This is a genomic window from Paenibacillus barengoltzii G22 (assembly GCF_000403375.2).
Taxonomy (GTDB): domain Bacteria; phylum Bacillota; class Bacilli; order Paenibacillales; family Paenibacillaceae; genus Fontibacillus; species Fontibacillus barengoltzii.
Genome location: NZ_KE159652.1, coordinates 1,284,699 through 1,308,255 on the forward strand (window position 1 = coordinate 1,284,699; position 23,557 = coordinate 1,308,255).

28 protein-coding genes are annotated in these 23,557 nt (G+C 50.9%); all 28 read left to right on the plus strand.

All coding sequences use genetic code 11. The annotated features are described in order from the left end of the window. The first annotated feature begins 176 nt into the window (after nt 1-176). The 28 genes from ypeB to C812_RS06150 all read left to right on the plus strand — a co-directional run bounded on the left by ypeB (nt 177) and on the right by C812_RS06150 (nt 23,425). Nucleotides 177-1,544 carry a germination protein YpeB gene (ypeB, locus tag C812_RS06015; protein ID WP_016311773.1) on the plus strand — a complete coding sequence of 456 codons (1,368 nt, stop codon included), beginning with the start codon at nt 177-179 and terminating at the stop codon, nt 1,542-1,544. 149 nt (nt 1,545-1,693) lie between these two features. Continuing rightward, on the plus strand, nt 1,694-2,347 hold the full coding sequence (locus C812_RS06020; RefSeq protein WP_016311774.1) for a flagellar brake protein: 654 nt from the start codon (nt 1,694-1,696) through the stop codon (nt 2,345-2,347). Between the two features lie 105 nt (nt 2,348-2,452). After that, the gene (locus C812_RS06025) at nt 2,453-2,662 is read left to right on the plus strand and encodes a hypothetical protein (RefSeq protein WP_016311775.1); all 210 of its coding nucleotides are present in this window, start codon (nt 2,453-2,455) and stop codon (nt 2,660-2,662) included. A 116-nt stretch (nt 2,663-2,778) separates the two neighbouring features. After that, nucleotides 2,779-3,477 carry a (d)CMP kinase gene (gene cmk / locus C812_RS06030; protein ID WP_016311776.1) on the plus strand — a complete coding sequence of 233 codons (699 nt, stop codon included), beginning with the start codon at nt 2,779-2,781 and terminating at the stop codon, nt 3,475-3,477. Between the two features lie 6 nt (nt 3,478-3,483). Further along, nucleotides 3,484-4,065: a lysophospholipid acyltransferase family protein gene (locus tag C812_RS06035; protein WP_016311777.1), complete on the plus strand. Its 582-nt coding sequence runs from the start codon at nt 3,484-3,486 to the stop codon at nt 4,063-4,065. A 199-nt stretch (nt 4,066-4,264) separates the two neighbouring features. Then, nucleotides 4,265-5,500 (plus strand): 30S ribosomal protein S1, encoded by a 1,236-nt coding sequence (gene rpsA / locus C812_RS06040; protein WP_016311778.1) that lies wholly within the window; start codon nt 4,265-4,267, stop codon nt 5,498-5,500. A 196-nt stretch (nt 5,501-5,696) separates the two neighbouring features. Beyond that, on the plus strand, nt 5,697-7,019 hold the full coding sequence (gene der, locus C812_RS06045; RefSeq protein ID WP_016311779.1) for a ribosome biogenesis GTPase Der: 1,323 nt from the start codon (nt 5,697-5,699) through the stop codon (nt 7,017-7,019). A gap of 11 nt (nt 7,020-7,030) precedes the next feature. Further along, nucleotides 7,031-7,642 (plus strand): glycerol-3-phosphate 1-O-acyltransferase PlsY, encoded by a 612-nt coding sequence (plsY, locus tag C812_RS06050; RefSeq protein ID WP_016311780.1) that lies wholly within the window; start codon nt 7,031-7,033, stop codon nt 7,640-7,642. Further along, nucleotides 7,635-8,675, plus strand: coding sequence for an NAD(P)H-dependent glycerol-3-phosphate dehydrogenase (locus C812_RS06055; protein ID WP_016311781.1), 1,041 nt, complete (start codon nt 7,635-7,637; stop codon nt 8,673-8,675). The genes plsY and C812_RS06055 overlap by 8 nt, the downstream gene beginning before the upstream one ends. Before the next feature lie 286 nt (nt 8,676-8,961). After that, nucleotides 8,962-9,234 carry a stage VI sporulation protein F gene (locus C812_RS06060; protein WP_016311782.1) on the plus strand — a complete coding sequence of 91 codons (273 nt, stop codon included), beginning with the start codon at nt 8,962-8,964 and terminating at the stop codon, nt 9,232-9,234. 144 nt (nt 9,235-9,378) lie between these two features. Then, complete coding sequence (locus C812_RS06065) at nt 9,379-9,558, plus strand: DUF2768 family protein (RefSeq protein ID WP_009225869.1); 180 nt, start codon at nt 9,379-9,381, stop codon at nt 9,556-9,558. Nucleotides 9,559-9,599: 41 nt separating this feature from the next. Then, the gene (locus tag C812_RS06070; protein ID WP_016311783.1) at nt 9,600-10,235 is read left to right on the plus strand and encodes a nucleotidyltransferase family protein; all 636 of its coding nucleotides are present in this window, start codon (nt 9,600-9,602) and stop codon (nt 10,233-10,235) included. A 10-nt stretch (nt 10,236-10,245) separates the two neighbouring features. Continuing rightward, nucleotides 10,246-10,596: a 2Fe-2S iron-sulfur cluster-binding protein gene (locus C812_RS06075; protein WP_016311784.1), complete on the plus strand. Its 351-nt coding sequence runs from the start codon at nt 10,246-10,248 to the stop codon at nt 10,594-10,596. Nucleotides 10,597-10,633: 37 nt separating this feature from the next. Beyond that, nucleotides 10,634-11,389, plus strand: a complete 756-nt coding sequence (locus C812_RS06080; protein ID WP_016311785.1) for a DUF3939 domain-containing protein — start codon at nt 10,634-10,636, stop codon at nt 11,387-11,389. 400 nt (nt 11,390-11,789) lie between these two features. Continuing rightward, nucleotides 11,790-13,268 carry a stage IV sporulation protein A gene (spoIVA, locus tag C812_RS06085; RefSeq protein WP_028538327.1) on the plus strand — a complete coding sequence of 493 codons (1,479 nt, stop codon included), beginning with the start codon at nt 11,790-11,792 and terminating at the stop codon, nt 13,266-13,268. Nucleotides 13,269-13,670: 402 nt separating this feature from the next. Next, nucleotides 13,671-13,943, plus strand: a complete 273-nt coding sequence (locus C812_RS06095) for an HU family DNA-binding protein (protein ID WP_009225874.1) — start codon at nt 13,671-13,673, stop codon at nt 13,941-13,943. Between the two features lie 118 nt (nt 13,944-14,061). Further along, nucleotides 14,062-14,310 (plus strand): trp RNA-binding attenuation protein MtrB, encoded by a 249-nt coding sequence (gene mtrB / locus C812_RS06100; RefSeq protein WP_016311787.1) that lies wholly within the window; start codon nt 14,062-14,064, stop codon nt 14,308-14,310. Between the two features lie 115 nt (nt 14,311-14,425). After that, a complete protein-coding gene (locus tag C812_RS06105) occupies nt 14,426-14,965 on the plus strand; it encodes a hypothetical protein (RefSeq protein WP_016311788.1) in 540 nt (179 codons plus the stop codon). Nucleotides 14,966-15,106: 141 nt separating this feature from the next. Further along, nucleotides 15,107-15,979: a heptaprenyl diphosphate synthase component 1 gene (locus C812_RS06110; RefSeq protein ID WP_016311789.1), complete on the plus strand. Its 873-nt coding sequence runs from the start codon at nt 15,107-15,109 to the stop codon at nt 15,977-15,979. Nucleotides 15,980-15,991: 12 nt separating this feature from the next. After that, complete coding sequence (locus C812_RS06115; protein WP_016311790.1) at nt 15,992-16,720, plus strand: demethylmenaquinone methyltransferase; 729 nt, start codon at nt 15,992-15,994, stop codon at nt 16,718-16,720. Beyond that, a complete protein-coding gene (locus tag C812_RS06120) occupies nt 16,713-17,585 on the plus strand; it encodes a UbiA-like polyprenyltransferase (protein WP_016311791.1) in 873 nt (290 codons plus the stop codon). The genes C812_RS06115 and C812_RS06120 overlap by 8 nt, the downstream gene beginning before the upstream one ends. After that, nucleotides 17,585-18,202 (plus strand): UbiX family flavin prenyltransferase, encoded by a 618-nt coding sequence (locus tag C812_RS06125; protein WP_016311792.1) that lies wholly within the window; start codon nt 17,585-17,587, stop codon nt 18,200-18,202. Before C812_RS06120 ends, C812_RS06125 begins: the two co-directional genes overlap by 1 nt. Further along, a complete protein-coding gene (locus tag C812_RS06130) occupies nt 18,183-19,052 on the plus strand; it encodes a menaquinone biosynthesis protein (protein ID WP_016311793.1) in 870 nt (289 codons plus the stop codon). The genes C812_RS06125 and C812_RS06130 overlap by 20 nt, the downstream gene beginning before the upstream one ends. Next, the gene (locus C812_RS06135; RefSeq protein ID WP_016311794.1) at nt 19,049-20,023 is read left to right on the plus strand and encodes a polyprenyl synthetase family protein; all 975 of its coding nucleotides are present in this window, start codon (nt 19,049-19,051) and stop codon (nt 20,021-20,023) included. The genes C812_RS06130 and C812_RS06135 overlap by 4 nt, the downstream gene beginning before the upstream one ends. A 116-nt stretch (nt 20,024-20,139) precedes the next feature. Beyond that, nucleotides 20,140-20,583: a nucleoside-diphosphate kinase gene (gene ndk / locus C812_RS06140; RefSeq protein ID WP_016311795.1), complete on the plus strand. Its 444-nt coding sequence runs from the start codon at nt 20,140-20,142 to the stop codon at nt 20,581-20,583. Then, nucleotides 20,574-21,407 carry a CheR family methyltransferase gene (locus C812_RS06145; protein ID WP_016311796.1) on the plus strand — a complete coding sequence of 278 codons (834 nt, stop codon included), beginning with the start codon at nt 20,574-20,576 and terminating at the stop codon, nt 21,405-21,407. The genes ndk and C812_RS06145 overlap by 10 nt, the downstream gene beginning before the upstream one ends. 173 nt (nt 21,408-21,580) lie before the next feature. Continuing rightward, nucleotides 21,581-21,754, plus strand: a complete 174-nt coding sequence (locus tag C812_RS22505; RefSeq protein ID WP_016311797.1) for a hypothetical protein — start codon at nt 21,581-21,583, stop codon at nt 21,752-21,754. 330 nt (nt 21,755-22,084) lie between these two features. Beyond that, complete coding sequence (locus C812_RS06150) at nt 22,085-23,425, plus strand: hemolysin family protein (protein WP_016311798.1); 1,341 nt, start codon at nt 22,085-22,087, stop codon at nt 23,423-23,425. Nucleotides 23,426-23,557 lie beyond the last annotated feature (132 nt).

The following is a 23,557-nucleotide window of genomic DNA, read 5'->3' on the forward strand; positions in this document are numbered from 1 at the left end:
TACGTGAGCAGCGGAGAGCCCGGGTGAATCCAAGATCCGACGTCGAATAGGCTCCAAAGCATAGGCTTCGTGATCGGAAGCCAGCTTTTTGAACTACCTTATTCTAATGCATAAAGTTCTTTCCTTCTTGTCACACTAATCCCAACCTAGTTGAAGAAGGGAGAGAGCTAAGCCCAATGTACAAACGACTGAGTGCGATTCTGTTCCCGGTGACCGCTGTGCTGTTGATCGGCGCCCTGGTGTGGGGGTATCAGGAGAACCAGGAGAAAAACTCAATTCTGATCAAGGCGGAAAACCAATATCAGCGGGCGTTCCATGATTTGTCGTATCACGTGGACAAGCTGCATACGGAATTGGGCAACACCTTGGCGGTAAACTCGGCCTCCACCGGTGCCCAACGTAAAGGGCTGGTGAATGTATGGCGCATCACGAGCGAGGCGCAGAACGAAATTAACCAGCTTCCGTTAACCTTGCTCCCGTTTAATAAGACGGAAGAGTTTCTATCTCGGATCGCGAAGTTCTCGTATCAGACTGCGATTCGCGATTTGACGAAACAGCCTTTAACCGAAAATGAGATGAAAAATCTAAAAGAACTGTACAAAAGTTCGGCGCAAATCGCCCAAGACTTGCAAGGAGTACAGAACAAGGTTATCGCCAATCGCCTGCGCTGGATGGACGTCGAGACGGCGCTGGCGAGCGAGAAAGAACCGCGGGACAATACGATCATCGATGGCTTCAAAACCGTAGATAAAAAGGTTGGCGAATACCCTGAGCTGGATTGGGGACCGTCCATCTCCAGCATGTACAATAAACGTTCGGTGAAGAAGCTGGGCGGACGTCCGATCACCGTTGAGGAAATTAAACGTAAAGCTGCGAAGTTTACGGGCGTACAAAGCCAAGAGAACATCCAAGTCGTAGAGAACGGGAAAGGAACGGAGTGGGCTTCCTATACGGCTAACCTGAAGAATAAAAAAGGTGACGAGTCTTGGTCGCTTGATTTTACCCGTAATGGCGGTCATTTAATCTCCTATGTATACCATCGCCCAATTGGACCGAAAGCCGTAGACGTAAGTACCGCAAAACAGCGGGCTAAAGAATTTTTGGAAAACAAAGGGTATCCAGGGCTAGCGGCCGTTTCTTATGATGAGTTCGATAATGAAGGAAACTTCACGTTCGTTAGCAAGCAAGACGATGTGCTAATTTATCCGGAGAAAATTACGATCCGTGTTGCTCTGGATAACGGGCAAGTGACCGGGATGCAGGCCAGCGACTACGTGTATGAACGTGAAAGCCGGGAAAAGGTCGGAAAACCGAAACTGACCTTGCAGCAAGCGCGTAAATTTTTGAATCCGGAGTATAAGGAGAAATATCACCGTCTTGCGCTCATCGAGAACGAGCAGTCAGAGAAGGTGCTAACCTACGAATTTGGCGGTTCAATTAACGGATCGCAGTACAAAATTTTCATCAATGCCGAGAACGGCAATGAAGAGATCATCGAAGAGATTCGCACCCGCAACAATCAAGGAGAAACGAAGTCTTCTTGATGCTCTGTGCAGCAACTTCAAAGGAATGTTCCGGTTGTCCGGAAGATTCCTTTTTGTTTTTTTAAACGAATTAATTAAGTCCAGCCGCCTCGCGCCGTGCTATAATCATTAGCATAGTAGTACAACCATGACATAGGACGGTGGCAACCTTGTTTCCTAAAGTGAACGATCTCGTATACATTCAAGTCGCTTCGGCGGAGAAGCCAAACGATGAGAAGGAATGTAAATCACGGATCGCGGACGTGGAAGAAGAATCGTTTTTGATCGAAGTACCGATCGAGACCGGGAGCGGACGCATCAAAAAGCTGTACATCGGGGACGAATTATCCGTGTATTTCCTGACGGAAAACGGAGTGAAAAAATACTTTAGTACATACGTGCTCGGGTTTGCCGACGACGTTGTTCAATTAGTGCGAATTCGCAAGCCTGACCCAGAAACGATTACGAAAATCCAACGGCGCAACTTTTTGAGAGTGGTCGCACAATTAGAAATCGCTGTGCTTATGAAGGACGGCGTGCGCTTTGTTACATATACGGAGGATGTTGGCGGAGGCGGAGTCTCTTTCAGCTGCAGCAACGAATTTAAGCTGGCTCAGGGGGATCATCTCTTCTGCTGGCTGCTCATCCCGTTCAAGAACGGTACGATCGACCATGTGCCTTTTGAAGCGGAAGTTGTTCGAATGAAGAAGCTGGAGACCGGGCGCACGATTGTCATGCTGAAATTCGTAAGCATTTCGGACCTTGAACGGCAAAAGCTGATACGATATTGCTTCGAGCGGCAGTTTGATTTTAAAAATCGCTGAGTTTCTCCTTGTATAAACGTATTTCTGATTTCCCAATATGGATAAGCTATACATGAACGCTTTGAAATCGATCTATGTTTGTGTGCTGCCAGGGAGGAAATCGAAATGAAAAAAGCGAAAGACGACGAAATTTACACCGAGCTGTTTTTGACATTCTCGGACAAGGCAGAGAGATGGTTCAAACGGAGTTTACTGGTTTTATTGGCAGCATTATGTTTATTTCAACTCTTGCTGCGGATTCCAGAATTGCGATATGTACTAGCCTCAGCAGACAAATATGAAGGGGTGCCCATCCACAGAGAACAAGGGAATTAATCGGGAAAAGCAAGCGCGTTTCTTTTGCATCCCTTTGTTATCTGTGGTATAATTTTCACGTCGCAGGCAATGCCTGCTTTTTTCTTGAGGATTTGTTTTTGAGGAGGAATGCCCCTTTGGCAAGCGAGACGTCAACAACCCACGACAAAATCAACATCGCCATCGACGGTCCTGCGGGGGCAGGGAAAAGTACGATTGCTCGCATGGTTGCTGGTAGACTACATTATGTCTACGTTGATACTGGGGCGATGTACCGGGCGGCAACTTGGTATTTTCTGCAGCTAGGGATCGGACCAGATGAGGTGGACAAAGTGCTGCAGCATTTACCTGATTTGAATATCGAATTGCTGCCTGGAGAACAGGGGCAACAGGTCCGGGTGAACGGTCGTGACGTCACGGAAGAGATTCGCTCGTTAGCCGTCAATGCCCAAGTGTCTCGATATGCGCAAATCGAGGGGCTGCGCGATCGGCTTGTCTCATTGCAGCGGCAAATGGCTTTGCGCAAAGGCGTCGTCATGGACGGACGTGATATCGGCACTTGCGTATTACCTGATGCGGAAGTGAAAGTGTTCATGACCGCGAGCGTTGAGGAACGGGCACGTCGGCGTTACAAGGAAATGAAGGAGCAGGACAAGATCTCCTTCGATGAACTTGTGCGATCGATTGAAGAGCGAGATCGGCTGGACCGGGAGCGGGAGGTTTCTCCGCTGCGGCAGGCAGAAGATGCTCGACTGCTGGATACGACGCAGATGTCCTTGGATGAAGTGGCCGATCACATCATCGCCATGTGCAGAACTTATGGAAGTGAGAGTTGAGCCTGGATGATCTATCGTTTTTGTCGCAGTGTGCTTCGCGTCCTCTACAAGCTGTTGTATCGCTTAGAGGTAAGCGGCTTAGAGCATATTCCCAAAGAGGGCGGAGTGCTCTTGTGCTCCAACCATATAACTTTGCTTGATCCGCCGACCATCGGCATTATGGTGGAACGCAAGGTGCATTTTATGGCCAAGCAGGAATTGTTCAACATTTTCGGCTTCAGTTGGCTGATTCGACAGCTAGGCGCTTTTCCTGTGAAGCGGGGAGGCGTAAGCAAAGAATCGATCAAAACTGCGCTGAACTTGCTCCGTAACGGCCACGTTATTGGGATCTTCCCGGAAGGCCGTCGGGTGAAAGACGCCGAAGCCAATGTGATTGGCAAGAAAGGTGCGGCAACGTTCGCGCTTCGTAGTGACGCAGCAGTGATTCCGGTGGCGATTATTGGCACTTATAAATTGTTTCGGAAGATGCGTGTCGTCTACGGACCGCCGGTGGATCTGACGGAGTTCAAGGAGAATGGCGGACCGGACGCAGCCGAGCGAGCCACGGAGAAGATCATGGCCAGCATTGCCGAACTGAAGAAACGTTAATTTTTCATGCCTTTACCAGATGAGATGCATGAAGGCTTATCACATTTGGGAAGCTATACCTTAATGGATTGTTTTGAACTTCGCTACAAGTGGAAGCTCAAAAAGTCAATTTTTTACTTAGCGATCGAAAGCTGGCTTTTTGAACAACCTTTAGAGCGGGTTTAAATAAATGGGTTTTTGAATTGAGGAGGTTATTGACATGTCGGAAGAAACAAAAAATGTTCAAGAGGCAGCGGAAGTCGCTAGCCAAGATGAAATGGAGCAAATCGTCTCTTTGAAAAAAGGGGACACCGTCAAAGGAACGATCGTCAAAATCGAAGATAACCAAGCTTATGTAAGCATTGGATATAAATATGACGGTGTAATTCCTATTCGCGAGCTGTCCTCCGTACATCTCGACAATGCGGCGGATGCTGTGCAAGTAGGCCAAGAAGTAGAAACGAAAGTGGTCAGCATCGACGACGAGAAGGAACGCCTGGTGCTCTCCAAACGTGCGATCGACAGCGAGAACGCTTGGGAAGAGCTGGAGAAGAAGTTCCAGAACGGCGAAGTGTTCGAAGTTACGGTTGCCGACGTCGTCAAAGGCGGAATTGTCGCTGACGTAGGCGTGCGCGGCTTCATTCCGGCATCGATGGTAGAACGTCACTTCGTTGAAGACTTCAGCGACTACAAAGGCCGCACGCTGCGCGTCAAAGTGAAAGAACTTGATCGCGAGAACAACAAAGTGATCCTCTCTCAAAAGGATGTACTTGATGAAGAGTTCGAAGCGAACAAGCAAAAAGTGATGGCTGAATTGAAAGAAGGGCAAGTGCTGGAAGGCACGGTTCAACGCTTGACTCAGTTTGGTGCATTTGTTGACGTAGGCGGCGTTGACGGATTGGTACACGTATCCGAAATCGCATGGAACCATGTTGACAAACCTGCTGACGTCCTGTCCGAAGGCGACAAAGTGAAGGTGAAAGTGCTCAAAGTTGATCCGGAAAAAGGCAAAATCAGCCTTTCGATCAAGGCAGCACAACCAGGTCCTTGGGATACAGCGGCTGAGAAATTCCACACCGGTGACATTGTAACGGGCGAAGTTAAACGATTGGTGAACTTTGGTGCCTTCGTTGAAATCGCACCGGGGGTAGAAGGACTCGTTCATATCTCTCAAATTTCGCATAAGCATATCGGAACTCCGCATGAAGTGCTGAAAGAAGGACAAACGGTACAGGTGAAAGTGCTGGACGTGAACCCTAGCGAGAAACGGGTAAGCCTCAGCATTAAAGAAACGGAAGAAGCTCCGGCTCCTGCACCGAAGAGTGAAAGACCTTCCAAAGGCAGCAGCGTGAGAAAAGAAGACCTGGGCGACAACCCTAACGTATCGCTGAGCAATCAAGGCTTGAGCATCACGCTGGGCGAACGCTTTGGCGACAAACTCAGCAAACTGAAATAATCAGGTTTTAGTGGCTCGAACATCGGCGGACCCTGAAGAAGCGGGTTCGCCGTTTTTGTTGTTGACCGTTAGCCAAGCTTTCTTTTTTTTGCTATGATGATTTACGTGTATCTGCAAATAAACGTGTGAAGCCTATCCTATATAGCGTATCGATTCAATTTTGAAAATCCAAAAATAAGTATTAGGAGGGATGTCAATGGCAAGACCCGTTGTGGCTATCGTTGGGCGGCCGAATGTGGGGAAATCCACGATATTTAACCGGATAATCGGAGACCGCCTGGCAATCGTGGAAGATAAGCCCGGGATTACGCGCGACCGGATATATGGCGCGTCGGAATGGAACGGAAAACCGTTCAGCATCATCGATACGGGGGGGATTGAGCTCGACGACCAGGAACCCATCCTCAAATCGATCCGGATGCAGGCCGAACTCGCAATCGAGGAAGCCGATGTCATTGTATTTATGTGTGACGCCAAGGCTGGCGTGACTTCTTCGGACGAGGAGGTCGCCAACTTGTTGTACCGGTCAGGCAAACCGGTTATTGTCGCGGTGAATAAGGTGGATAACATCGGCCGGATCGACAATATTTATGAGTTCTATAACCTCGGCTTTGGTGAGCCGATTGGGGTATCGGGCAGCCATGGCACAGGGATCGGTGATTTGCTGGATGCGATCGCAGATAATCTCCCTGAGCTCGCGGATGACGAATACGATGATGACGTGATCCGGGTTGCTTTGATTGGTCGTCCAAACGTTGGGAAATCCTCGTTGGTGAATGCCATCCTCGGGGAAGAGCGAGTCATCGTCAGCGATATCGCCGGAACCACCCGTGATGCAATTGATACGCCGTTTGAGAAAGACGGTCAACGGTACGTCCTAATCGATACCGCAGGGATGCGCAAACGCGGGAAGGTCTATGAAACGACGGAGAAGTACAGCGTGATGCGCGCCATGAAAGCGATCGAGCGGGCGGATGTGGTACTGGTTCTGATTAACGGAGAAGAAGGAATCATCGAGCAGGATAAGCATATCGCGGGATACGCTTACGAAGCTGGTAAAGCTTCTATTTTCGTTGTGAATAAATGGGATGTGGTTGAGAAGGACGATAAAACCATGCACCAATTTGAGCAAAAAATCCGCGACCACTTCTTGTTTATGACGTATGCTCCGATTGTTTTCCTGTCGGCTAAAACGAAGCAGCGTTTACATAAACTGTTGCCGGTGGTTCAGCACGTCGCGGATCAGCATGCGAAGCGCGTGCAGACCCATCTGCTCAACGATGTTGTGTCGGATGCGATCGCCATCAATCCTCCGCCTACAGACAAAGGGCGGCGCCTGCGAATTAATTACGTCACGCAGGTTGCGGTGAAACCGCCGACCATCGTGGTGTTTGTTAACGATCCAGAGCTGATGCATTTCTCTTATGAACGGTATCTGGAGAACAAAATCCGGGCAGCGTTTGATTTTGAGGGAACGCCAATCCGGCTGTTTACGCGGCGCAAGTCTGATGAAGGTTAGGGGAGAATAAGGTGATTTTACCCGTTATAGCTGTAATTGTTTGTTATTTGCTTGGCTCGGTTAGCTTCAGCGTCGTGCTGGCGAAAGCTTTGAAAGGCATCGATATTCGCCAGCACGGCAGCGGCAATGCGGGGGCTACGAATACACTGCGCGTACTAGGGAAAGGCCCGGCAATTCTCGTTCTGGCTCTGGATGTGCTTAAGGGGATTGCCGCCGTTTGGATCGGCCGCTGGCTGGGCGGCGGCGTTGATTGGATCGCCTCGCTGTGCGGCATCGCAGCCATCGTCGGCCATAACTGGCCGCTGTATTTCCGCTTTCGTGGCGGAAAAGGGATTGCCACCACGATTGGCGTGATGGCGACCTTGTTTTTCTTCCCTGCGTTGTACGCGGGGATCATTGCGATATTATCGATTGTTATTACCCGGTACGTCTCGCTTGGTTCGCTGATCTTCGTCTTCTTGACGCCGATTTTTCTGGCAGTCTCCGGCGAATTCGGCCCTTATTTCTGGGCGAGTCTGGTCATCTGTGTGTTTGCCTTCTGGAGACATCGCACGAATATTGTGAAGATCGTGCACGGCAAGGAAAATAAGCTGGGATCCAAAGGAGGAGATCGCGTTGTCTAATAAAGCCGCCGTGCTGGTGGCGGGCAGTTGGGGAACGGCACTCGCCAGTGTGCTCGCCGACAAAGACATGGAAGTTGCCTTGTGGACACGTAACGAAGCCCAACAGGATGAAATCAATACGAAACATCGGAATGAACGTTTTTTGCCTGGTGTGGACTTGTCGCCTCGCCTTACGGCAACTACGGATTTGGAAGCTGCAGTGACCGGCGCGAAAGCAATCGTAATGGTTGCGCCGTCCTCAGCGGTCCGTGAGGTTGCTCGATCGCTGAAGCCCTTCTGGCATGAGGATATGCTGCTTGTGCACGCGACCAAGGGCTTTGAGATTGAGAGCATGAAGCGGATGTCGACGGTGATTGCGGAGGAGCTCGGCTGTGAGGAAGGTCGGATTGTAGTCTTGTCCGGCCCCAGCCATGCGGAGGAAGTGGTGAAACGCTGCCCTACGACCGTGGTCGTGGCTTCACAGGTTGAGGCTCAAGCGGAAAAGGCTCAGGACTTGCTCATGAACCCGTATTTCCGCGTCTACACGAACCGGGATATGGTAGGCGTGGAGCTTGCCGGGGCATTAAAAAACATCATCGCATTAGGCGCCGGAATGTCCGATGGACTGGGTTACGGAGATAATGCCAAAGCGGCGTTACTGACCCGTGGTCTTGCGGAAATTACGAGGGTCGGCGTTGAAATGGGAGCGAACCCGCTTACCTTTGCCGGTCTGGCCGGGATCGGCGACCTGGTCGTGACCGCAACCAGCCGACACAGCCGGAACTGGCGAGCCGGGTTTATGCTAGGGGAAGGCAAACCGTTGGAGGAAGTTCTATCCCAGATGGGCATGGTTGTGGAAGGCATTCGTACAACCAAAGCGGCCCATGCCATCTCGGAGAAGTATCAGGTGCAAATGCCAATTGCGGCTCAGCTTTATCACGTGCTGTTTGAAGGGTTGGACCCGCGCACTGCGGTCGAAGCACTCATGGGACGCGACCGGAAGACAGAGATGGAAGTCATGTCCCTAGAAACCTGGGAACAATGGCACACCTAATCTTGGCACAGTCAATTCAAATCATGTTCAAAAAGGCGGCTTTTCAGCACCGAGAAGGTTGGATGAAGCCGGGACTGAGTAGCGGAGCGTAGGCAGACCTACGTGAGCAACGGAAGGCCCGGATGAATTCAAGATTCGATGTCGAACCCGCTACTTTGAGTATGCTTCGTGATCAAAAGCCGAGTTTTTGAACTTCCGCTATAGAGCCCGTTTTGTTGGGGGAATATCACCTTTGCTTCCGCCCTCTCATACATTGGTTGAAGAGGACAACGGAGGAGGCGAAAGCGTGAGCAAGATATCCAAAGAGGCCTTGAATGCCATCAACAAGAAGACGGGTAAAGCGATTTCGGAAAGTTCGGTCAAGAAGCTGGCCAGCACCGTAAAGCCATCCACAATGCAAAATGAAGCCGAACTACGGAAGCTGATTAAGCAAGTATCGGCGATGGCGAAAGTTCCCGTGTCGGAAAGCACGATTCAAGAGATCGTGAACGCCGTGAAAAAAAGCGGGATGAATCCGTCCAATATGGAAGCCTTAATGAAGTTAATGCTAAAAAAATAAAAAAGGTGATCCTTATTGCTCTTAAGCTCTGCGGCCGCCTGCCGTGGGGCTTTGTTTAGTTTGGGCAAGCGCGTAGCCGGAAAGACTGCATAATGCTATAATATGGATCATATTAAAGCAAAAAATAGTAGGTGAATTTAACAGATGGATGCAATGACGAAGATGTGGCTATCGATTGCCGCCGTTTTAATCATGGGGGTTTCGGTCTTTTTGATCACATTTGCACGGACGAAAACCAAAGGGTGGATTAAGGGCATCTTATCGCTCCTCGCCTTTTTTATTATGCTGGTGGGCTTTTTGACCGGGCTTGTGTCGATTACTTGACAGCACCTCTACACCACTGAACCAAGAGAAGAGGAAGATCTATGCAACAACAAGATAGCAAAGCCTATGCCGATTTAACCGAAGATCTATGCAAGTTGGCTGAAAGCTGCGGAATGGAGGGCAACTGGCTGCTAGGAGGCAGCTGCGGATTGTGGCTCCAGGGCGTTGAGCTTGCGACAGTTCCGCGGGATATCGACGTCTATGCAGATCTGGTGACGGCTGATCGGCTGCACGAGCGGCTCAAGTCGTTTGCGACGGACCAGCCGCATCATGACCAAAGCGGAATTTATACCTCCAAGTTAAGCCATTATCGGATCGGGGAGTCGACGATTGAGCTCGTTGGCGGATTTGAAGTCCATACTAACGGAGCGTTCTATCGGACGGAGATCGAAGCCGTGTTGGCGCCGGTTGCGCAGCGTGTGAAGCTTCGTGATAGCGCTTTATGGGTCATGCCGTTAGCCCATGAATTGGTGTTCAACCTCTTGCGCGGGCGCCCGGATCGCTATTTGCCGATTGCGGGGATGATGCGTAAAGAACCGGATCGACATCTGCCGCTATTGGACGAGCTGCTGAAACGGAACGAATGGTCGGCGGATTGGGTTGGACGGATGGCGGAGTTGTTGGATCGCCCGCTGCTCTCCCGGCCATGGCGCGAATATCGCGGCGGGGAGGCTTAAGGAACAGATCGTGGAAGGACGTATTACGTTTCTGCCTTCGGGGAAGACCGTTCAAGTCCGGCCCGGCACCTCGGTTCTCAGGGCTGCCCGCAGCGCCAGAATTCATCTAGCGACGCGATGCGGAGGGAATGCCGGCTGCCTCATGTGCAAAGTTCAGGTCGATGCGGAACATGCTGACGCGTTAACTCCTCCGAGCGATGCGGAGCGCCGCAAGCTTGGCCCGCTGCTAGACCAGGGGACGCGACTGGCCTGTCAAGCGAAGATCCGGGGGAATGCGGTCGTTCAGCTGCCGAAGGATCCCCTTAAAGCGGCGATTCGCAAGCAACTGGAACGGCAACGGGAAGAGGAGGAACTATGGTAATGGCAAGTACGGATGGGGATAAGGTGAGATTTTCAACATGACGAAGTACCTTTTTTTGAAGCAAACCTGCTGGAGATCGGCGGCGCTGATTGTCATATTGGTGTTAACGACCTCTCTGCTATCAGGCTGTTTATACCGCGGCGAGAGGCAGCAGGGCGGTCCGGTTTCCTATATTGAGAGCGTGGACCGGGTTCAACGGGCGATTGACCGTTTCCAGGAAGATAAGGCGATTCTGCCGATCATTACGGCTGGGGAGGATACTCCCCGATACGAGAAATACAAGATCGATTTGAACCAATTGAAGCGGGAAGGTTATTTGGATGAGCTACCGGCAGCGGCCTTTGAGCAGGGCGGAAGCGTCTATTTTCTCGTGATCGATGAAGAAACGGATCCTACGGTCAAAGTAATGGATTTAAATACAGTTCAGAAGGTGAACGATGTCCAGCACAAAGTGCTGAGCTACCGTACAAGTCACGGTAATGCACTCCCGGGCGAGGCTGATGGTGAGGTCTATCCAGGTCTGTATACGGTGGATCTTTCACTGCTTAAGGCCGACAGCTTGGCATTGACCAGTGTCTACTCTGGAGAAACTCTGTCCTACCTGATGGACAAGCAAGGCAATGTGTATGTGAATTACGCTTTTGATATTATGCAGGCGATTGATCAGTCTGGGAAAACGCCGCAAGGTGACGAAGATTTACGCACTTGGTTGACGGATCGCTCCGCATTCGTTCCGGTGAAGTCGCTGCCTTACCGTTGGAACGGAAGCGAACCCGTACCCTATCTCAATTAGGAAGAAGCCTCTCGAATGATTTCGGGAGGTTTTTTCTTTTCTCTCTTCTCCTTTTTCCTGCGTCATACTTTTTCCGATAGAGTCATACAAATGGGAGTATGGCGGTTAAGTGCCCGCCTTGTTCGGGTTGAATGAGCGGCCCCGCAAAAAAAACGGGCTTGGACGGTTTTAACCGTCATATTCTTGCATCTGGTACATAAGATGTTACTAGTCCAAATGCATGTACGAGTTTACGCCGCTTCGTTCAGGTTCCTTCCACAGGTTTGCGGCGGCGGACACGGGCAAGAGGGGCTGCCGCTCCTGCCGCAGCAGCGAGGCCCAAAAGCATGGTGAATCACGAAGCGGATGCTCTCGGGGCATTTTTCCTTCGGCGAAATTTGAGGAGGGGATATCATTGGTATTGGAGAAAGTGGACATTTTTAAGGACATTGCCGAACGAACTGGAGGCGACATCTATCTAGGGGTCGTCGGTGCCGTCCGTACCGGGAAGTCGACCTTTATTAAGCGATTCATGGAAACTGTCGTACTCCCGAACATCGCAAATGAAGCAGATCGAGTCCGCGCGGTAGATGAACTTCCGCAAAGCGCCGCCGGCAAAACCATTATGACGACCGAACCGAAGTTTGTTCCGAACAATGCGGTGCAAATCAAGGTGGCTGAAGGACTCGAGGTCAACGTAAGACTCGTCGATTGCGTCGGATACGCCGTGGAAGGCGCAAAAGGTTACGAGGACGAAAACGGGCCGCGGATGATCTCTACCCCATGGTTTGAAGAACCGATTCCGTTCCAAGAAGCGGCGGAAATCGGTACACGCAAAGTCATCCAAGAACATTCCACGTTAGGGGTTGTCGTGACGACGGATGGAACGATTGCCGATATTCCGCGTTATTCTTACGTGGAATCTGAGGAGCGGGTTGTTGCCGAACTGAAGGAGGTCGGTAAGCCATTTGTGATGGTGATCAACTCGACGCGTCCAAACAGTGAAGAAACCCAACAGCTCCGCGGTGAGTTAGCCGCAAAATATGACATTCCGGTCCTTGCGCTCAGTGCAGCGACCATGACAGAAGAAGACGTAACCGGGGTCCTCCGGGAAGTTCTGTATGAGTTCCCAGTACATGAGGTGAACGTCAATTTGCCTAGCTGGGTGATGGTACTGAACGAGAACCACTGGCTGCGCACCAATTTTGAGAACTCTGTCCGCGACACGGTTAAGGATATTCGCCGTCTGCGCGATGTCGACCGGGTTGTCGGCAACTTCATGGAATACGATTTTATCGACCGGGCTGGTCTCAGCGGATTAAATATGGGTCAAGGCGTAGCCGAGATCGATCTGTATGCGCCGGATGATCTGTATGACCGCATCCTGATGGAAGTGGTGGGCGTTGAGATTCGAGGCAAAGACCATTTACTGCAGCTGATGCAGGAATTTACGCACGCGAAACGGGAATACGACCGGTTCGCCGAGGCGCTGGAAATGGTCAAAACGACCGGTTATGGCATCGCTGCGCCGACGCTTGCGGAAATGGCGCTGGATGAGCCAGAGCTGATCCGTCAGGGATCCCGCTTCGGAGTAAGGCTGAAGGCGACAGCACCATCGATCCATATGATCCGCGTCGACGTCGAGTCGGAATTTGCGCCGATCATCGGGACCGAGAAACAAAGCGAAGAGCTTGTCCGTTATCTGATGCAGGATTTCGAGAACGATCCGATCAAGATCTGGGAGTCCGACATCTTCGGCAGATCCTTGCACTCGATCGTACGCGAAGGCATTCAAGGCAAAATCGCCATGATGCCGGATAACGCTCGTTACAAGCTGCAGGAAACGCTGGGGCGGATTATTAACGAAGGTTCCGGCGGCCTCATCGCCATCATCCTATAGGTAACGAAATATTCGGCTTTTGATCATAACTACATCCAACCTTCACGGTGCTGAATAAGCTGACTTTTCAATCTCATTGATTTCCTAACCTTAGGCAATTCCTCCTCAATGACCGCGCGTATGCTGAACCATGGCTGCGTGCGGTTGTTTTGTTATTTGAGGGCGGAAAGGTCCATTTTGTAGGGCGAATTGAGGAAATATCGCCGGGAAGCCTTGAAATAGCTTGAAATTATGTATGGGCTGTATTACTATAAATTTGTTCCGCGTCCCCGAAAGCGCGATTTCATCACGTTTTTCGGGAATTTGTACGTAATGAATTGCATAAATCACGTATATTCTGCGGTAAAACGGAAACACAAATAGCAAGTGGTATTATTTTCCTTGGTGGGAGGTGAAACACACATGAACAAATCCGATTTGATTGCTCAAGTTGCAGAAAGTACTGAGCTGTCCAAGAAAGACGCGACGAAAGCGGTTGATGCCGTTTTTGATGCGATTTCCACAGCGCTGCAGAACGGAGATAAAGTTCAACTGGTTGGCTTCGGTAACTTTGAAGTCCGCGAGCGTTCCGCCCGTAAAGGCCGTAACCCGCAAACCGGAGAGGAAATCGAAATCCCTGCGAGCAAAATTCCTGCTTTCAAACCAGGTAAAGCGCTCAAAGACGGAATTAAATAAAGATTTCTACATATCTTCCGTGCAAAAGACCGTGGGCTTCTCGTTCACGGCTTTTTCTTTTCACGGAGGCTTAAAGAAGAACCAATCTGTCTAAAATGTGAAGGGGAGGCGCTGCCACATGGATAACCAGCAACACGGTAACGATCCATCTGCCGCGGGCGGAGACTATTTCGTGATTAAGGCCAAAGAACAGGGCGTTACGGTCATCGGACTAACCCGGGGGAAGGATACGCGGTTTCACCACACCGAAAAGTTGGACAAGGGCGAGGTGCTCATCGCTCAATTTACCGATCACACCTCAGCTGTCAAGGTTCGCGGCAAAGCGCTCGTCTATACGAAGCACGGCTTGATTGATACGGAGGAATGATTTTCTAATCTGCAGGCATAGCCTGCTTTTTTTCTATGTAGAATGGGGTATAAGAACCGTATGGACAAAGGCTAAAATTGGCGCTGTCCAAGAGTACCAGAAGGGAGAATGCCCCATGAAACGGAACTTATTCGTTCGGGCCATCCTGCTAACATTCATCTGTGCGCTGGGAATGGCAGGAACAGCTTGGTTAGGGGAGCATCCTGCCCGTCAGCGGCAGGTAGCAGCGGTGTTTGCGGGTACGTCCCCAGCGGAGCTCACCGAGGAGAACCTTGTGGATGCTTTGGCCCCGTTGCAGCTTCCGGTGCCCATCGCGAAAGTGGAGCTGAACCGGGATATTTTGTCCGTTGACCTGAAGGTTGAGGGGGACTCGGTTCGTACTGCAGATGTGTACCGGGGAATGGCGGAAATGATCTCGTTTGCGTTCGAACGCACGAACAATATTGATCAGCTGTTGCTGCGGTTGATGGCGGAGGACCGCTGGCTTGGCACCAAGTATTTGTTGCTGGCTGCGGATGTTCGGCGGACCGAATTTACGGCTGAGGAGCTGGACCTGCTTCGACATGTCGGCAGCGGTGAGATCCCCGAGGAGCTGCGGCTGCGCCTGCGGATGACCGAAACCAAGTTGTGGAAGTCCCGTTTTCTACAGGAGTAAACGGTAAATTGAGCGATGCGTTGATTTCACGTATCACCTCTGTGCGCAGTGAAATAACATATGCTATAATAGACAAGATTGTGACATCTTTATTACTGAAAGATCAGTATGACTGAAAGATCAGCGGCTCGGAGGCAAAGGATGAAACCTTATCGCATAACAGAATTGGCAAATAAATATGTCAGTTACGACATGATCACCGCATACACGGCGCTTCCGGAGTTTCCGGTGCCCCGTGTTCGTTTGCTTTATACGTTTTTAACCGAGCGGGAGGGGCTGTCGCCGGAGTCCGCAGAGACCTGCGCGCTGGCTGCGTTCCTCGTGCAGCTTGGTATGGATACCCATGATCGCATCGATCTGGAGTCCGGGCTTGGGGAAGCAACCCGCGCCATGCGTTCGCGCCAGCTCAAGGTGCTGGCGGGTGACTATTTCAGCGGCGTGTTTTATCATCTGTTGGCTGGAGCCGGGGAGATCCGTATGGTTCCGTTGATGAGCTCTGCCATTTGTGAGGTGAACCGCTTGAAGGTGCAGTTGTACAGCAAGTTGAAGCAGATGTTATTGCCTGCAGAAGACTATCTGAAGGAATGCGTCCATGTCAAAATGGGGCTTTTTCTGTCTTTTACGGAAGTGTTGGACAAGTCGGTCCAAAGCTTATGGCGGAAGCTGCTGGCTGAGTTAAGCCGATGCGAAGTGATGCTGGAAGAAATTCGGTCCGCCTCTGAGTTGCCGCACGAACGCAAAGGTTATGCCTATTTGCGCATCATGGAAACCGGATCCTCCGAGGATAAAGCTGCGCTCTCCACCCGCAAAGTTGGCGAGCGGGACTGGTCGCTGATGCTTATAAAATACAATATCAAGGAACAGCTGCTGTCCATGCTGCACCAATCGGTGGATCATGTTCAATCGCTGTTGCATGAGTGCAAGAAGGAAACTGCGCGTACGGAGCTCAAATCGATTCTTGAGCCGTTTATCGCCGCGCTTTCGCCATCACGCCGTTCCGTGCAAGAAGGGTAGGGAGAATAGCAAATGATTCAAACATCTTCATCCGAGACCAAAGAGCAGTTCGTGCATTCCGTATTCGAGAGCATTGCTCCGAAATACGACATGATGAACGACTTGCTCAGCTTTAGACGTCACAAAGCGTGGCGGAAGTTCACGATGGCTAAAATGAACATGTCCCCCGGGCAGACCGCACTTGATCTGTGCTGCGGTACCTGCGATTGGACCATCAGCATGGCGGAAGCCAGCGGGGGGCCGATCGTCGGCCTGGATTTTAGTGCAAAAATGCTGGAATACGGACGTCTTAAGGTACAGGAACGAGGGCTGGACTCGCAAATCACCTTGGTTCAAGGGAATGCGATGGAGTTGCCGTTTGAAGACAACCGGTTTGATTATGTCACGATCGGTTTTGGTCTGCGTAATGTGCCAGATCTTCGCCAGGTGCTGCGAGAAATGCAGCGCGTAGTCAAGCCGGGAGGTAAGGTGGTTTGCCTGGAATTGTCCAAGCCAACCTGGCAGCCGTTCAAAGGACTTTATTATTTTTACTTTCAAAATGTGCTTCCGATGCTTGGCAAACTGGTGGCCAAACGGTATGAGCAGTACAAATGGCTGCCCGATTCCCTCGTCCAGTTTCCCGGTCGTTTGGAGCTGGCGGAGATTTTCCGGGAGACGGGACTTGCCCGGGTTGAAGCGTATCCTTTAACCGGCGGAATTGCCGCCTTGCACATCGGAACGAAGGAGACGCAACATGTTTAAGAAAATGGTAATTTTCCTGCAAATGATCAAGTTTGAACATACCGTATTCGCTTTACCGTTTGCTTTCATGGGTGCGTTGCTCGGGTCTGAAATGATCAACCATGAGCTGCCGTCCTGGGCGCAAATTGGGTGGGTGCTGTTGGCGATGTTTGGCGCACGCAGTGCCGCGATGGGGCTGAATCGTCTCATTGACCGTGTCATCGATGCAAAGAACCCTCGTACCGCAAACCGGGCCATCCCGGCGGGACTTTTAAAAATCGGCGAAGTGGTGTTGTTCATCATTCTCTCCTTTGCTTTATTGTTCTGGGCCGCTGCCGAGCTCGACCCCTTAGCTTTAAAGCTGTTGCCGATCGCTGTCATCATGTTGGTCTTGTACTCCTACACGAAACGTTTTACTTGGCTCTGCCACGTGATCCTCGGTCTGACGATTGGCTTAGCTCCTCTTGGCGGCTGGGCGGCTGTAACTGGACAAGTTGATTGGACAGCAATGGTATTTTATTTCACAATTACTTTTTGGATTGCCGGCTTCGATATCATTTACGCCTGCCAAGACGTTGAATTTGATACGAAGGAAGGCCTATACTCTATTCCTGTTCGGTTTGGAGTCGCTAAATCGCTGAAGATTGCTCAAGCGTTTCATATCATCACGGCGTTGGGCTTTATCGCCTTGCTGCTGATGACGGATTTGGGCTGGTGGTATATCGTGGGCATGATTATAGCGTATGCCATTTTGTTCTACGAGCACCATATCGTGTCGCCAAGCGATCTTAGCCGTCTCCAGACTGCATTCTTCACCATGAACGGTGTGCTGAGCATCGTTGTGTTTTCCTTCACATTGATTGATTTGGTGGTGCGACATTTCTAATGGATAAAGCGAAATCGATTGTTGTCGGCATTACAGGGGCCAGCGGTTCGATCTATGGTGTGAAGCTGATTGAAACGTTGCTGGGCATGAACTTCCTCGTGCATCTCGTCGTATCCAATGCGGGTTGGCGAGTGATCAAGGAGGAGCTCGGCTGGAACACGAGTGATCGGGAGGCGACGCTGAAGGAACATTTCGGTCAGCTTCCCGGGAAGCTGGTATACCATCCGATCGCAGACATTGGGGCTTCCATCGCCAGCGGATCTTTCCTCACGCACGGGATGATTGTGATGCCCTGCTCGATGGGAACTCTGTCTTCGATCGCAAATGGAACGTCAGACAATCTGATGGCTCGGGCAGCCGATGTCATGCTGAAGGAAGGCCGGCCGCTTGTGCTGGTGCCGCGCGAAACGCCGCTGCATGCAATCCATTTGGAGAACATGCTGAAGCTGGCTCGACTTGGCGTGCGCATCATCCCGGCGATGCCGGCATTTTATTTCGGACCGCAGACCATTGATGATCTGGTTAAGTTTTTGGTAGGTAAAGTGCTCGATAATTTAGGTATTGAGCATGCCTTATTTAAGAGATGGGGGGAGCAAAATGAACAACAAGGAGAATGAAGAAGTCCTCATCGGCAAAATCAAATACAGCAACGTCTGGCCCGTTTTTCATTATTTTGACGAGACGCGACTTTCGCGAGCGAGCCAACTTATCACCGAGGTTCCATCGAAGCTAAACCGCCGGATGCTAGGCGGGACGCTGGATATTTCCCCGGTGTCTTCTTTTGCCTACGGGTATGGCTCGGAGCGTTTCCTGCTGCTGCCGGATCTGTCCGTCAGCTCCGATGGCCCGGTGGCTTCGATTTTGCTGTTTTCACGGAAGCCGCCAGAGGAAATCGCAAACGGGAAAATCGCATTAACGAATACATCGGCAACATCGGTCAACTTGCTGAAGATTATTATGGAAAAAGCGTACGGTGGCAAACCTGAGTATTGGGACAGTGAGCCTGATTTGGAGCTGATGATGGCCGAAAGCGACGGCGCGCTGTTGATTGGCGATCACGCGATTCAGGCCTCCTGGCGGGATCACGGTTATATCGTTACTGATTTGGGTGAAGTTTGGAAGTCATGGACCGGCTATGGGATGACTTTTGCGGTCTGGGCCGTTCAGAAGGCGTTTGCCGAAGCCCATGGCGACTTTTTGGCTGAAGTGGCAGAAGCTTTCGTGGAAAGCAAACGAATGAGCTTAAGCGATGTCTCCCCGCTCGTAGCCAAGGCTTGCGCCGAAATTGGCGGCACTGCGGAATATTGGCGGCATTATTTTACGCAAAACATCCGTTATGATTTTAACGAATCACACCGCCAAGGATTATCGTTGTATTTCGACTATGCCTATGAAATGGGACTGCTGGATCATCGAGTAGAGCTGGAGATATGGAGTGACAAATTGCTGACACGGGTGAAAGAATGAAACTACTGGATATTTTCGGTTCGTTAAAAAAAGATATGGATTTTATCGAGCGCCAGCTGTACCGCAGCATTGACGGCGATGACGATCTGCTCAGCGAGACGTCCCTGCACTTGTTGAAGGCAGGCGGAAAGCGGCTGCGGCCGGTCTTCGTATTGCTTGCCGGGAAATTCGGAAACTATGACCTGCAAAGATTGCAGTATATCGCTGTGCCGCTGGAGCTTATCCACTCGGCGTCGCTCGTTCACGATGACGTGATCGACGATGCCGATACGCGGCGGGGCAAAGCGACGGTAAAGTCGAAATGGGATAATCGGATCGCCATGTATACCGGCGATTACATCTATGCCAAGGCCCTGATGCAAGTATCCGAGCTCGGAAATCCATACATACACCGTATTCTGGCCAAAGCGATGGTGCAGATGTCGATTGGGGAAATGGAGCAGATCCGTGATTTTTTCAATACAGAGCAAAGCGTACGCAACTATTTGCTGCGCATCCGGCGGAAAACGGCTCTGCTGATCGCTATCAGCTGTCAGCTGGGAGCCATGGCGGCAGATGCTCCAGCCAAAGTGTGTGCACTGCTGTATCGGTACGGGTACAACGTGGGCATGGCCTTTCAGATCCGCGATGATCTGCTTGATTTATTCGGTACGGAGAAGACGATCGGTAAACCGCCGGGCAGCGATATGCGCCAGGGGAACATTACGCTTCCTGTGCTTTTTGCTCTGCAGGAGCCTGATTTAAGAGAGCCTCTGCTTCGGGAAATTCGTGGCATTCAAGCCGGTGACGGCAGCGGAGATGTGTCCCGTGCGATTGAAATGATTCGGACAAGCCCGGGGATTGGCAAGGCGGAGGCGCTTGCCGACCGTTATATTGCCAAAGCGCTGGCAGCATTGCAGCAGCTGCCGGATACATCTGCACGCTCCCATTTACATGACATTGCTGAATTTGTGAACAAACGCTCCTATTGATCTTATCGCTTTACCTGTTTGGACAGTTTCTGGTAAAATGCAGGTGAAACCGCCTTCCTGGAAGGCGCAATAAGGTTTGAAATGCAAATGATGCTGTTAATTTCGGGAGGGGAACCATGGAAAGAACGTTTTTAATGGTTAAGCCGGACGGCGTGCAGCGCGGATTGATTGGCAGAATTATCAGCCGGTTCGAGGATAAAGGATTTCAGCTCGTCGCAGGCAAGCTGGTTCAAGTGACAGAGGAGCAGGCGAAGAGACATTATGCGGAGCATGTGGGCAAGCCTTTCTTTGACGAACTGGTGGGCTTTATTACTTCCGGGCCGGTATTTGCCATGGTATGGGAAGGGGACGACATTATTAACTTGTCCCGTATGGTTATCGGCAAGACGAAAGTTACCGAGGCGCTGCCCGGTACGATTCGGGGGGATTTTGCCGCCCATACCCCATTTAATCTAATTCATGGTTCCGACGGCGTAGAGAGTGCGGAGCGAGAAATCGCCAACTTCTTTGAGCCTCATGAGCTACTACAGTATACGAGAAGCGTGAGCCCATGGATTTGAACCGGATTTTTCCCGACATCCCTCGGGCAGACAACAAAGAGACGGCACCGGATCCGGACTATTACGGCTTTATCCAAAACATCAAAAAAAGCACGGGCATCGATTTAGCCCAATACAAGGAAGCACAAATGAAGCGGCGTCTGACTACGCTGCGTAATAAGAACGGCTATTCTTCGTTTGCGGATTTTTACTCGGCGATGCTGAGTAACAAGCAGTTATTTTATGAATTTTTGGACAAGATGACGATTAACGTATCCGAGTTTTGGCGTAACCCCAATCGCTGGGAAGTGCTGAGGGACTCGGTGCTGCCAGGGCTGGCGGCTGGGCGATCAAGGCTGAAGGTGTGGAGCGCGGCCTGCTCGACGGGTGAGGAGCCGTACACGCTGGCGATGATTCTCGCGGATCTGGGGCTTCTTGCTAACACCTATCTGCTGGCGACGGACATCGATGAAGGAGCGCTGGGGAAAGCCCAGGAAGGGTTATATCTCGATCGTTCGCTGAAGGATGTGCCGAAGGCAGTAGCTGAGCGTTATTTTACGCCGGAAGGCCCAATGTTCCGCTTTGATCCGAAGCTGAAGAAGGCTGTCACGTTTAAGAAGCAAAACCTGCTGCTGGATACGTTCGAAGAGGGCTTTGATCTGATCGTTTGCCGCAATGTCATGATTTATTTTACCGAGGAAGCCAAACAAGGTCTTTATCATAAGTTTTCTCGTGCGCTGCGTCCCGGCGGCGTTCTGTTCGTTGGCAGCACGGAGCAAATCTTCTCCCCCGGCCAATACGATTTGGAAGCGGCGGAGACGTTCTTTTATCGTAAGAAGGGGTAAATAGAAAAAACGTTCAGTTTGACCCGTTTAGGGTTGATCTGGACGTTTGTTTGTGTAGGGACTAACTCGAAGTCGTTTTAACATCTCTGAGCTACTTCTTGATTATAACCAGTGGGTATAGAATGGGGTGATCTTTCCTATACTTGGATCATATAGCCAATGGAGGTCAGATCATGGACAAGCGAAAAGTGATCGAAGCTTATCGGCGCGGATTCTTAACGCCGCAGGAATGCGCGCAGGTGCTGGGTGTTGAAGGCTCGCACCTCAAGCGAATGCTTGAGGATTTTCCGATGGATGCCCGGCGTTCCATCGCATTAGAAAATCAACCCGCTTCAGGCCTCAGATAAGCAGCGAGCGCCCGAACCCGTTATTTAGCGCCGACATCGCCAAGCAGGGCGGAGAACGGCGCTTTTTGCGTTCTTGGTCATTCTTGGTAGAGGTGTTCTTGACAGCCGCCAAGGGGACTTTCTATAATAGTTATAAATTCAGGTCAGGAGAGATTTCATTCATGAACGATTCGGACGACCCGGAGAGTAGCAACGTATTCCAATTGATTAATAACCTATTTGTAGGAGAATTTCAGGCATAGCCTGCGTCAATTCAGCGACGGCAGGTTATGCCTTTTTGCGTTTGTTACCCGCTTGAGCGGCGTGGGAAACTTGTGGAGGTGCATTGGATTGTTGGAACTTTTAGTTGTCTTCATCTTGATTTTGATTAATGCCTTTTTTGCTGCATCGGAAATCGCCTTGATCTCCCTGAATGATAATAAAATTAAAGCGATGGCAGGGCAAGGCCATCGGAAAGCAAAGGTCATCGTGGGTTTGCTTGGCGAGCCTAGCAAATTCCTGGCGACGATTCAAATTGGCATCACTCTTGCGGGCTTTTTTGCCAGTGCTTTCGCTGGGGAGAGCTTTGCCGGCGACCTGGCGGCTTATTTAATCCGTATGGGGCTGCCGATCCCCGAAAACGTGCTGAGCACACTATCGCTGATCGTGATCACCTTGCTGCTCTCCTACTTCCAGTTGGTACTGGGCGAGTTAGTGCCGAAGCGGGTCGCGATGAACAAGGCTGAAGCGATGGCGATGTTTGCGGCGACGACGTTGTCAGTGTTATCCAAGGTAACCTCGCCGTTCGTGAAGCTGCTTACCACGTCCACGAACTTGCTGGTGCGGTTGTTTGGCATCGATCCGAACGCCAAGGAGGAGGAAGTCTCCGAGGAGGAGATCCGTATGATGCTGGATACCGGTGAGGAAATGGGGACGATCCAGCCTAGCGAGCGTCTGATGATCAACAACATTTTTGACTTCGACAACTTGACGGTGTCTGATATTATGACACACCGGATCGACGTCGTGGCGATCCCGGTTGATGCCGACCAACAAACCGTGGCTGAGATCGCCGACAAGGAGCAATATACCCGCTTCCCAGTGTATGAGGATACGGTTGACAATCTGATCGGGATATTGCATAGCAAGGATTTGATCCGCTTTTTGCGTACGGGGGATAAGGAGAGTTGGAATTTGCGGGAGCTGGTGACGCCGCCTTATTTTATCCCGATCTCCAAAAAAACAAATGAACTGTTCGAGGAAATGCAGCAAAACCGCATTCACATGGCAATTGTCGTTGACGAATACGGGGGAACCGCCGGTATCGTAACGATGGAGGATTTGCTGGAGGAAATCGTCGGCAACATCTACGACGAACACGACGATGAGGAACGGGAATACGAGCAGGTTGGTGAAGGCAGTTATCTGTTCAGCGGTACGATGTCCCTCGACGACGCCCAGGAGATCTTGGATATAAAGCTTCCGATCGAACACTATGATACGTTAAGCGGGTTTATGATCGGACAGTTAAAGCGGATACCGACGGTGAATGAACGACCGGAATTTGAATACGAAGGTTATGTCTTCGCTGTTCGTGAAGTGGGCCAGCATCGCATTCGCAAGCTTTTAGCTACCCGACGGACTGACCCAGAGCAAGCATATGCAGTTCATCCTGTGTCCACAGATTCATAAGGATGTTTTAGAGGCCCCCGGATTTTGGTGAACCTCGAAAAGTGAGGGGCGAAAATCCGGGCCAGGCTTGGCCGCTTGCCGCGTGTAGGGGCGAAATCGGTGAGTATATGAACAGAATCAGTGAATCACCAC

Bases quoted from the DNA above. Each gene is read 5' to 3' on its own strand.
- ypeB (WP_016311773.1), top strand. From the start codon at position 177: ATGTACAAACGACTGAGTGCGATTCTGTTCCCGGTGACCGCTGTGCTG.
- C812_RS06025 (WP_016311775.1), top strand. From the start codon at position 2,453: ATGAAAAAAGCGAAAGACGACGAAATTTACACCGAGCTGTTTTTGACA.
- C812_RS06035 (WP_016311777.1), top strand. From the start codon at position 3,484: ATGATCTATCGTTTTTGTCGCAGTGTGCTTCGCGTCCTCTACAAGCTG.
- rpsA (WP_016311778.1), top strand. From the start codon at position 4,265: ATGTCGGAAGAAACAAAAAATGTTCAAGAGGCAGCGGAAGTCGCTAGC.
- der (WP_016311779.1), top strand. From the start codon at position 5,697: ATGGCAAGACCCGTTGTGGCTATCGTTGGGCGGCCGAATGTGGGGAAA.
- C812_RS06065 (WP_009225869.1), top strand. From the start codon at position 9,379: ATGGATGCAATGACGAAGATGTGGCTATCGATTGCCGCCGTTTTAATC.
- C812_RS06070 (WP_016311783.1), top strand. From the start codon at position 9,600: ATGCAACAACAAGATAGCAAAGCCTATGCCGATTTAACCGAAGATCTA.
- C812_RS06080 (WP_016311785.1), top strand. From the start codon at position 10,634: ATGACGAAGTACCTTTTTTTGAAGCAAACCTGCTGGAGATCGGCGGCG.
- C812_RS06095 (WP_009225874.1), top strand. From the start codon at position 13,671: ATGAACAAATCCGATTTGATTGCTCAAGTTGCAGAAAGTACTGAGCTG.
- mtrB (WP_016311787.1), top strand. From the start codon at position 14,062: ATGGATAACCAGCAACACGGTAACGATCCATCTGCCGCGGGCGGAGAC.
- C812_RS06105 (WP_016311788.1), top strand. From the start codon at position 14,426: ATGAAACGGAACTTATTCGTTCGGGCCATCCTGCTAACATTCATCTGT.
- C812_RS06110 (WP_016311789.1), top strand. From the start codon at position 15,107: ATGAAACCTTATCGCATAACAGAATTGGCAAATAAATATGTCAGTTAC.
- C812_RS06115 (WP_016311790.1), top strand. From the start codon at position 15,992: ATGATTCAAACATCTTCATCCGAGACCAAAGAGCAGTTCGTGCATTCC.
- C812_RS06120 (WP_016311791.1), top strand. From the start codon at position 16,713: ATGTTTAAGAAAATGGTAATTTTCCTGCAAATGATCAAGTTTGAACAT.
- C812_RS06125 (WP_016311792.1), top strand. From the start codon at position 17,585: ATGGATAAAGCGAAATCGATTGTTGTCGGCATTACAGGGGCCAGCGGT.
- C812_RS06130 (WP_016311793.1), top strand. From the start codon at position 18,183: ATGAACAACAAGGAGAATGAAGAAGTCCTCATCGGCAAAATCAAATAC.
- C812_RS06135 (WP_016311794.1), top strand. From the start codon at position 19,049: ATGAAACTACTGGATATTTTCGGTTCGTTAAAAAAAGATATGGATTTT.
- ndk (WP_016311795.1), top strand. From the start codon at position 20,140: ATGGAAAGAACGTTTTTAATGGTTAAGCCGGACGGCGTGCAGCGCGGA.
- C812_RS06145 (WP_016311796.1), top strand. From the start codon at position 20,574: ATGGATTTGAACCGGATTTTTCCCGACATCCCTCGGGCAGACAACAAA.
- C812_RS22505 (WP_016311797.1), top strand. From the start codon at position 21,581: ATGGACAAGCGAAAAGTGATCGAAGCTTATCGGCGCGGATTCTTAACG.